The organism is Phenylobacterium sp., from assembly GCF_036402295.1.
Classification (GTDB): Bacteria; Pseudomonadota; Alphaproteobacteria; order Caulobacterales; family Caulobacteraceae; genus Phenylobacterium.
On record NZ_DASWTE010000339.1, the window covers coordinates 1 to 8,761 of the forward strand.

At 68.7% G+C, this 8,761-nt stretch carries 9 protein-coding genes; 2 read left to right on the plus strand and 7 right to left on the minus strand.

Features of this window, described 5'->3' with window-relative positions; all coding sequences use genetic code 11:
- Positions 1-75 precede the first annotated feature (75 nt).
- Both gltA and VGD44_RS20060 read left to right on the plus strand, forming a co-directional pair.
- The gene (gene gltA / locus VGD44_RS20055; protein ID WP_331090151.1) at positions 76-1,353 is read left to right on the plus strand and encodes a citrate synthase; all 1,278 of its coding nucleotides are present in this window, start codon (positions 76-78) and stop codon (positions 1,351-1,353) included.
- Positions 1,354-1,503: 150 nt separating this feature from the next.
- Positions 1,504-1,836 carry a hypothetical protein gene (locus VGD44_RS20060; protein ID WP_331090152.1) on the plus strand — a complete coding sequence of 111 codons (333 nt, stop codon included), beginning with the start codon at positions 1,504-1,506 and terminating at the stop codon, positions 1,834-1,836.
- Here the strand turns inward: VGD44_RS20060 and lpxB are convergent.
- The 7 genes from lpxB to bamA form a co-directional block, all read right to left on the minus strand.
- Positions 1,819-2,994, minus strand: a complete 1,176-nt coding sequence (lpxB, locus tag VGD44_RS20065) for a lipid-A-disaccharide synthase (protein WP_331090153.1) — start codon at positions 2,992-2,994, stop codon at positions 1,819-1,821. The genes VGD44_RS20060 and lpxB overlap by 18 nt on opposite strands.
- On the minus strand, positions 2,991-3,842 hold the full coding sequence (gene lpxI / locus VGD44_RS20070) for a UDP-2,3-diacylglucosamine diphosphatase (RefSeq protein ID WP_331090154.1): 852 nt from the start codon (positions 3,840-3,842) through the stop codon (positions 2,991-2,993). The genes lpxB and lpxI overlap by 4 nt, the downstream gene beginning before the upstream one ends.
- 4 nt (positions 3,843-3,846) lie before the next feature.
- Entirely contained in the window at positions 3,847-4,644 is a 798-nt protein-coding gene (lpxA, locus tag VGD44_RS20075; protein WP_331090155.1) for an acyl-ACP--UDP-N-acetylglucosamine O-acyltransferase, read from the minus strand.
- A gap of 4 nt (positions 4,645-4,648) precedes the next feature.
- Positions 4,649-5,119, minus strand: a complete 471-nt coding sequence (gene fabZ / locus VGD44_RS20080; protein ID WP_331090156.1) for a 3-hydroxyacyl-ACP dehydratase FabZ — start codon at positions 5,117-5,119, stop codon at positions 4,649-4,651.
- On the minus strand, positions 5,116-6,123 hold the full coding sequence (gene lpxD, locus VGD44_RS20085) for a UDP-3-O-(3-hydroxymyristoyl)glucosamine N-acyltransferase (RefSeq protein WP_331090157.1): 1,008 nt from the start codon (positions 6,121-6,123) through the stop codon (positions 5,116-5,118). Before lpxD ends, fabZ begins: the two co-directional genes overlap by 4 nt.
- A 46-nt stretch (positions 6,124-6,169) precedes the next feature.
- Complete coding sequence (locus tag VGD44_RS20090) at positions 6,170-6,844, minus strand: OmpH family outer membrane protein (RefSeq protein ID WP_331090158.1); 675 nt, start codon at positions 6,842-6,844, stop codon at positions 6,170-6,172.
- 5 nt (positions 6,845-6,849) lie between these two features.
- Positions 6,850-8,761 (minus strand): outer membrane protein assembly factor BamA (bamA, locus tag VGD44_RS20095; protein WP_331090159.1); only part of this gene is annotated, 1,912 nt, incomplete at its 5' end.

Sequence of the window (8,761 nt, forward strand, 5' to 3'; positions counted from 1 at the left end):
TTTCGCTTGGCTCGTAAAGGGGTATAAGCGCCCCCCAACAGTTGTTTCATCTCGCAAGCGCGAAGAGGGGGTCCCATGGGCGATACGGCGAAGTTCGAAATCGACGGAAAATCGATCGAGCTCCCGGTGCAACGTGGCACCGTCGGCCCGGCGGTCGTCGATATCCGCAAGCTGTATGCGGAGGCCGATGTCTTCACATACGACCCGGGCTTCACCTCCACCGCCTCCTGCGAAAGCAAGATCACCTTCATCGATGGCGATCAGGGCGTGCTGCTGCACCGCGGCTACCCGATCGACGAACTGGCCGAGCAGTCCAGCTTCCTAGAGGTCTGCTATTTGCTGCTGCACGGCGAGCTGCCGGGCGGGGCCGAGTTCGCCGAGTTCGAGAAGAACATCGTGTACCACACGATGCTGCACGAGCAGTTCGACCGCTTTTTCCAAGGCTTCCGTCGGGATGCTCACCCGATGGCGATCATGTGCGGCGCGGTCGGCGCGATGTCGGCTTTCTATCACGACAGCACCAACATCGATGATCCGGAACAGCGGATGATCTCCGCCCACCGGCTGATCGCCAAGATGCCGACCATCGCGGCGCGGGCCTTCAAGTACTCCCGCGGCCAGCCGTTCGTGTATCCGCGCAACGAGCTCTCCTACGCCGAGAACTTCCTGCGCATGTGCTTCTCGGTCCCGGCCGAGGACTGGAAGCCCAACCCGGTCCTGACGCGCGCCATGGACCGCATCTTCACCCTGCACGCCGACCACGAGCAGAACGCGTCGACCTCGACCGTCCGCCTCGCCGGCTCGTCGGGCGCCAACCCGTTCGCCTGCATCGCCGCGGGCATCGCCTCGCTCTGGGGTCCCAAGCACGGCGGCGCGAACGAAGAAGCGCTCAACATGCTCAAGGAGATCGGGACCGTCGACCGGATCCCCGAGTTCGTCCAGGGCGTGAAGGACCGCCGCTACCTGCTGATGGGCTTCGGTCATCGGGTCTACAAGAACTACGACCCGCGCGCGAAGGTCATGCAGAAGACCTGCCACGAGGTGCTGAAGGAGGTCGGCTCGAACGATCCCCTGCTGGCCGTGGCGATGGAGCTCGAGAAGATCGCGCTCAGCGACGAGTTCTTCATCGAGCGCAAGCTGTACCCGAACGTCGACTTCTACTCGGGCATCACGCTGCGGGCCCTGGGCTTCCCGGCCGAGATGTTCACCGTGCTGTTCGCGCTGGCCCGCACCGTGGGCTGGATCGCCCAGTGGAAGGAAATGATCGAGGACCCGTCCCAGAAAATCGGCCGTCCGCGCCAGATCTACACGGGCGCCCCGCCGCGCAGCTACGTGGCCATCGACAAGCGCTGATCGACGCTGCCGACCCGACGAGCCGGGCCGGACCTCACGGGTCCGGCCCTTTTCGTTTCAGACGCCGCTGTTCGCCGAACAGTTGCAAACGTCCCTAAGACTCCTCAGGATCGCCTCGAGCCGATTGGGTTCGCGCATGGGAGGCCTGTCATGCCGGTCATGGCGATCTACGAGTTCGACAACGTCACCGCCGACGAATACGCCGAGTTCCGCAGGAAGCTACCGCTCACCGCCGCGCCGAGGGGCGCGTTGGTCCACGCCTTCGGGGGCGACGATGACGGCTTCGTCACCATCGAGCTCTGGGAGAACCGGCGCGCCTTGGAAAGCTTCGTGGACGACATCCTGGAGCCGCTGGTGACGCGGATGGGCCTACCGCTCACGAGACCTAGGATCATCGACGTCGAAGACTTCGTCATGACCGACGACCTTCCACGCCAGGCCCGCAAGATCCCCATCGGGGACATGCTAGCCGACGCGCTCTGACACCGCCGCGATCACCGCGTCCGCCGCAGCCTCGCTGGGATCAGGCCCGCCACGGCCCATCTTCAGCAGCGCGGCGTTCTGCCGTTCGACCTGGCGGCGTCGCAGCTGCACGTCGTCCAGCCGAAGCGCCACCTCCCGCGCCAGCGCCGGGCCGTTGCAGTCGTCCTGGATCATCTCGGGGGCGACGAAGTCCTGGGCAGCGATGTTGAACAGCGTCACCCACTGCGTGCGGATCAGCCGCTTCAGGATCGCGTGGGTCACCGGCGCCAGCCGATAGGCCACCACCATCGGACAGCCCGCCAGCGCCAGCTCGGTCGTCACCGTGCCCGAGCATGCCAGCGCCACGGTGGCTGCCTTCATGGCGTCGCGCTTAGCCGCGTCGCCCTCCACCAAATGCGCCCGGTGCGGCCAGCCGGCCACGCGGGCCTTCACCAGCTCGGCCACGGTCGGCGCGGCGGGGACCACCACGTGCAGGTCTGGCCGCTCGACCTTCAGGCGATGAACGGCGTCCTCGAAGGCCGGCAGGATGCGCTCGATCTCGCTGGGCCGGCTGCCCGGCAGCACCAGCAGGACAGGATCGTCCGGCCCCGCCCCGAGCTCGGCGCGCAGCCGCGCGGGATCGGCGTGGCTGAAGTCGATGGCGAGCGTCGCATCGCCCACGAACACCGTCTCGAGACCTTCACGCTCGAACGCCGGCGCGTCGAAGGCGTGGATCGTCAGGAGGAGGTCGAATGCCTGCGCCGCCGTCTTCGCCCGCCCCGGCCGCGAGGCCCAGACCTGGGGCGCGACGTATTTCACTAGCGGCAGCTTCGGGTCTTGCCGCCGCAGCCGCTGCGCCACGCGCAGGGTGAAGCCCCAGGAGTCGATCAGCACGGCCACGTCGGGCTTTTCTCGCGCCGCCAGCGCCGCCGTCTGGTCGGCGCGGCGCACCACCTTGCGCCAGGCCAGCAGGCCCTCGGCGAGGCCGAAGATCGAGAGATCGGCGATGTCGAACGGGCTTCGCACGCCCTCAGCGGCCATGCGCGTCCCGCCCACGCCCACCAGCCGGACGCCGCCTTCGCCCAGCTTCGCCTTCAGCGCCCGCGCCAGGCCGGCCCCGCGGTCGTCGCCCGAGGCCTCGGCCGCCACCAGCATCACGGTGAGCGGCCGCGCGCTCATGCTTGGCCCAGGTCCTTTGGCGGCTCGACGCCCAGGATGAACACGCCCAGCTCGTCGGCCAGCGCGATGGTCTCCTCGCGATCCAGCACCAGCAGCCGCCCCGTCTCGCCCACGATCCCGGCCAGGCCCGCCCGCGCCACGCCCTGCACGGTGGCGAGGCCGATGGTAGGCAGGTCCACTCTCGTCTCCTGCATCGGCTTCGGCGCCTTGCCGAGCACGCCTGCGGCGGCCCCTGGCTTGCCCTTCAGGTGCCCCGGCAGCTCGGCCACGCGGCCCAGCATCGCGTCCGTGCCCTCCTGAGCCTCGACGGCCAGCACCAGCCCGCGCGCCACCACGGCCGCCTGCCCCACGTCCAGCCGCCCGATGGCGCGCGCCACCGTGAGCGCCTTCAGCGCGTCGGCCAGGGCGTCCTCGCCGGGCGCATGACGGCCCAGCGGCCCGGCCGGCAGGGACAGGTCCTCCATCACGTCGTGGGCGCCCTCGACGGCGAAGCCTTCCTTCTCGAACTCCGCCACCAGCAGCCGCAGCAGTGCGTCGTCGCCCCCCTTGGCGCTGGCGATCACCTTGGGTAGCAGCGCCAGCCCGCGCAGGTCCGGGACCAAGCTCGTGAAATCCGGCCGCGCCACATTGCCCGCCAGGCAGATCGCCTGACAGCCCGCCCGCTTCAGCACCTTGATGCACTTGCCGAGCTCGGCGATCCCCACCTCGGCCCCGGCGTAGGGCGTGAGCGCCTCGCCAGCGAAGCCCTTCAGCCGCACCACGAACAGCGGCCGTCCGGAGCGCTCGCAGTGCTCCGCGATCTCGACCGGCAGCCCCCCGCCCCCGGCGATGAGGCCCAGCTTCTGCATACGCCTAGACTTCCCGCTCGGGCAGGCAGAGCGGCCGGCTAGCGTCGGCGCGGATGAAGTCGATGATCTCCATCACCGGCGCGCTCTTGCCGAAGGCGGTTTCGGTGTCGTCGATCCGCTCCTGGAAGGTGCCTTCCTCGGCGAACATCAGGCGGTAGGCCGAACGCAGCTCGGAGATGGTCTCGCGGCTGAAGTTGCGGCGCTTCAGGCCCACCAGGTTCAGGCCCTCGAGGTGGGCGTGGTTGCCCCACACCATGCCGTACGGGATCACGTCCTTCGTCACCGCGGCCAGGCCACCGATGAACGAATAGCGCCCGACGCGGCAGTACTGGTGCACGGCCGCCAGCCCGCTCACCATCACGAAGTCGCCGACCACCACGTGCCCGCCCAGCGTCGCGGAGTGCGCCAGGATCACGTTGTCGCCGACGATGCAGTCGTGGCCGACGTGGCTGGTGGCCATGAACATGCCGTCGTCGCCCACGCGGGTGACGCCGTCGTTGCCGGGCCCCCCGATGTGCATCGTGACGTGCTCCCAGATCTTGTTGCGGTCGCCGATCACCAACTCGGTGGGCTCGCCCTTGTAGCCGGTGTGGTGCGGCGGCCCGCCCAGGTTGGCGAAGTTGCGGACCGAACAGTCCTCGCCGATCGTCGTGCGGTTCTCGATGACCACGTGCGCCAGCACCTGCGTGCGGGCGCCGATTTTCACGTGCTCGCCGATGATGCAGAAGGGCCCGACGCTCACGCCATCGGCCAGTTCCGCCCCCTTGGCGACGAGGGCGGTCGGATGGATCTCGACGCTCACCGGATCACGTCTCCACCACCATCGCGGCGAACTCGCACTCGGCGGCCACCTTGTCACCGACCAGGCACTGGCCCGCGAACTTGAAGACGTCGCCACGGTGGCGGACCACCTTCACCGGCATGCGCACCACGTCGCCCGGCCGCACCGGCTGGCGGAAGCGGCAGTTGTCGGCGCTCATGAAGAAGATTGCCTTGCCGGCGGTGTCCACCTCCAACGACTTCGACATCAGGACCGCGCCGGTCTGCGCCATGGCCTCGATCAGCAGCACGCCAGGCATCACCGGATAGTCCGGGAAATGGCCCTGGAAGAACGGCTCGTTCACGGTCACGCACTTGATGCCGATGATGGATTCGTTCTGCTTGTACTCCTCGCAGCGGTCGACGAGCAGCATCGGGTAGCGATGCGGAATCCGCTGCAGCACCTCGGTGATGTCGATAACCGTGGGATCGCTCCCTGCCGGCGCCTTACGCGTCATGCCTCGTGTCCCCCTCGCCGTCTCGCCATCCGGGCGAGCCAGGCCGCCTCTTTCAGCCAGTCCCGGATCGGCCGGGCGGGCATGCCGCCCCAGGTCTCGCCGGCTGGAATGTCCTTCATGACGCCCGCCGCGCCGGCCACGCGAGCGCCGGCGCCGATCGATATGTGGTCGGCCACCCCGGCCTGCCCCCCGAACTGGACGCCGTCGCCGATCGTCACGCTGCCGGAGATGCCGGTGTGAGCGGCCATGACGCAGTTGCGTCCCACGCGGACGTTGTGGGCGATCTGCACCAGGTTGTCGATCTTGGTGTTCTCGCCGATCACGGTGTCGTCGAAGGCCCCGCGGTCGATCGTGGTGTTGGCGCCGATCGAGACCCCGTCCTGGATGATCACTCGGCCCAGCTGCGGGATGTCGATCAGCCCCTTGGGCCCCACCGTCGCGCCGAAGCCGGGCTCGCCGATGCGGGCGCCGGCCAACACCTTCACACGGTCGCCGACGAGCGCGAAGCCGATGGTCACGTTGGGCGCAATCTCGCAGTCGCGCCCGATCGCCACGCCCGGACCGATCACCGTATTGGCGCCGATCCGCGTGCCCTCGCCGATCTGGGCGGCCGGCCCCACCACGACCCCTGGCCCCAGGACGACGCCCTCCAGCTTTGCGTCGGCGGCGACAGCCTGGGTCCCGCCGGTCCGCGGCCGGTGCAGGCGCTGGGCGGCGAGCGCATAGGCGCTCTGAGGGTTGGCCGTGACGAGGACGGCGCAACCGTCGGGCGCCAGCTCGACCGCGGCCGACGGCATGAAGCACGCCCCCGGCCGCCCGCGGGCGAGCTCGGGCGCATAGCGCTTGTCAGTGAGGAAAGTAATGCTGTCGGGGCCTGCGTGGGCCAGGACGGCCACGCGGCTCACCAGGCGTTCGGCCCCGCCGGAGAGCTCTGCGCCGGTCAGGCGCGCGAGCTCGCCCAGCGGGACCGGGCCAAGGTCTTCGAAGAAGCGCGGATCGGGCATGACTCGAGCCTTTTAGGCGGACTCGATCCGCGCGTCGCCTCGTTCGCTATCGGCGCTGCGGCTGGGCCGGAGCGGCCGGAGCGGCGGCCGCCGGACGGGCCGCGGCCGGAGCCGCCGCCTGGTCGAGCCGTTCGCGGTCGAAGGCGAACTGGGTGATCTTGGCGTTCAGCGCCGTCACCACCTGCGGTGTGAGGTCGGAGGCCGGGTTGAAGAACAGAACACCGGTGCGGTTGAGCAGCACCGAGCACTGCTTCTGCTGGTAGGCGGTGCGGATCAGGGGCTCCATCTCCTCGCCGACGCGGCCGAAGGCCTTCTGTTCGGTGACCTGGATCTCGCGCTCGCGCTGCTGGGCCTTGCGCTGCAGGGCGTTGGCGCGGACCTGCAGGGCCGCCGCACGCTGTTCGAGCGCGTTCTGGTCCAGGGTGGCGCGCTGACCTTCCAGGGTCCTGGCTTCGTTGTCGATCGCCGTCTTCTCGCCATTCAGCTCGGCGTTCACCTGGCCCAGCAGCTGCTGCAGCCGGGTCTGGACGAACTTGCCGACGGTGGAGCTGCCGATCGCGCCCTCGACCGAGAGCACGCAGACGCCCGGAACGGCCGCGCCGTGGGTGACTTGCGGGGCCGCAGTGGTGGCGGCGGGGGCCGGCGCCTGGGCGAAGGCCGGAGCGCTCGTGAGCGCCAGAGCCACGGCGGTACCGACCGCGGCGAATGTCTTGAACGTCATGTTTTCTAGAACCTGGTTGATGTGGAGAACCGGAAGGTCTCGGTCTTGTCGTAGTCTTCCTTGGCCAAAACGCGGCTGAAGTCGAACCGGATCGGCCCCATGGGCGACTTCCAGAAGATGCTCACCCCTGCCGAGGCGCGCAGCGACAGGTCGTCGCGGATGCAGATGTTGCGCGTGCCGGGCGTCGCGAGGTTCGCGATCTGCTGTGTGGGATCGGTCGGGCTGACGATGGTGGGCTGCAGGCAGTCCACGTCACCCGGCCGGTATAGTTTGTCTTCCTTGTCCAGCTTGCCCAGCGTGCCGACGTCGGTGAACAGCGCCGCCTTGATCCCGTACTGCTCGGGCAGGAACGTCGGCACCGTCAGCTCGACCGTGCCGATCGCATAGAGCTTGCCGCCCAGGGCGTCGGCGCGCTGCAGGCTGACGTCGCGCGGGCCGATACCCGCCGTCTCGAAGCCGCGGAAGGTCAGGCCGCCGCGATAGTAGCGGTCGTTGATGCGCACCGAGTCGCCGGCCCAGCCGGTCACGTAGCCCGTCGAGCCGGTCACCGAGAGGATCAGGTCCTTCGTGAATCCGTGGAACCAGGCCGCTTCCAGGTCGGTGCGGATGAAGTTCACGTCGCCGCCCAGGCCCGCGACGTCCTGGTTGAAGTCGACGTAGAAGCCGCGGGTCGGGTTCAGGTAGTCGTTCCGCCGGTCGAGGCGCGCGCCGTAGCCGATCAGCGAGGTCACGAAGGTGCCCACCTGGTCGCACAGCGCCGCCGACAGCACCGCGCCCTGGGTCGGGTCGCAGAACAGGCTCTCGATCTCGATGTCGTCCTGGCGGAGCGTGTAGCGGACCGCCCCGCGGCTATCGATCGAGAGCGGGAAGTTGGCCCGCAGCGTCGTGCCGATGGTGGTCGTCTTGTAAGCCGAGAACTCGGACAGGTCGTAGCGGTAGCCGTAGAGGTCGAGGCCGGCGGCCACGTCGCGGCCCAGGAACCGCGGCTCGGTGAACGAGAAGTCCAGCTGCTGGCGCAGCGAGCCCACCGAGATCCGCGCACGCACGTCCTGGCCGCGGCCGCGGAAGTTGCGCTGGGTCACCCCCAGGTCCAGCACCAGCTGGTCCACCGACGAATAGCCCGCGGAGAACGAGAGCTCGCCGGTCGGCTGCTCTTCCACCTTCACCTGCAGCGCGGTGCGGTCGGGCGCCGAGCCCGGCACCTCGGTGACGTCGACTTCCTTGAAGAAGCCCAGCGCGCGGATCTGGCGCTTGGACCGGTCGACCAGCGCGCGGTTGTAGGCGTCGCCTTCGACCACGCTCATCTCGCGGCGGATCACGTAGTCCAGCGTCTGGGTGTTGCCGACGATGTCGATGCGGTCGACGTAGACCCGCGGCCCCTCGGCCACCTGGAAGGTCACGTCGACCACGCCTTTGTCACGGTCGGGCGTGTAGCGCGGACGTACGTCCACGAAGGCGAAGCCCGCCGCGCCGGCGGCGAAGGTCAGCGCATCGGTGGACTGCTCGATCGCCTCGTCCTGGTAAGTCTGGCCCGAGCGGATCGGCACCAGGGCGGTCAGCACTTCCTTGTCCAGCTTCTGCAGCTCGGTCTCGACCTGCACCTTGCCGAACTTGTACCGCGGGCCTTCGTCGAGCGTGTAGGTGACCACGAAGCCGTTCTTGTCGGGCGCCAACTCGGCCACCGCCGACGAGACGCGGAAGTCGTAGTAGCCGCGGTTGCGATAGTGCTTGCGCAGCTGTTCCTTGTCGTACTCGAGCCGGTCGGGATCGTAGTTTGCGTTGTTCGAGAAGAACTTGAACCAGCGCGTCTCCTCGGTGACGACCACGTCGCGCAGGTCGTTGTCCGAGAACGCCTTGTTGCCCAGGAAGTTGACCGAGAGGATGCCGCTCTTCGGGCCCTCGTCGATCTTGAAGATC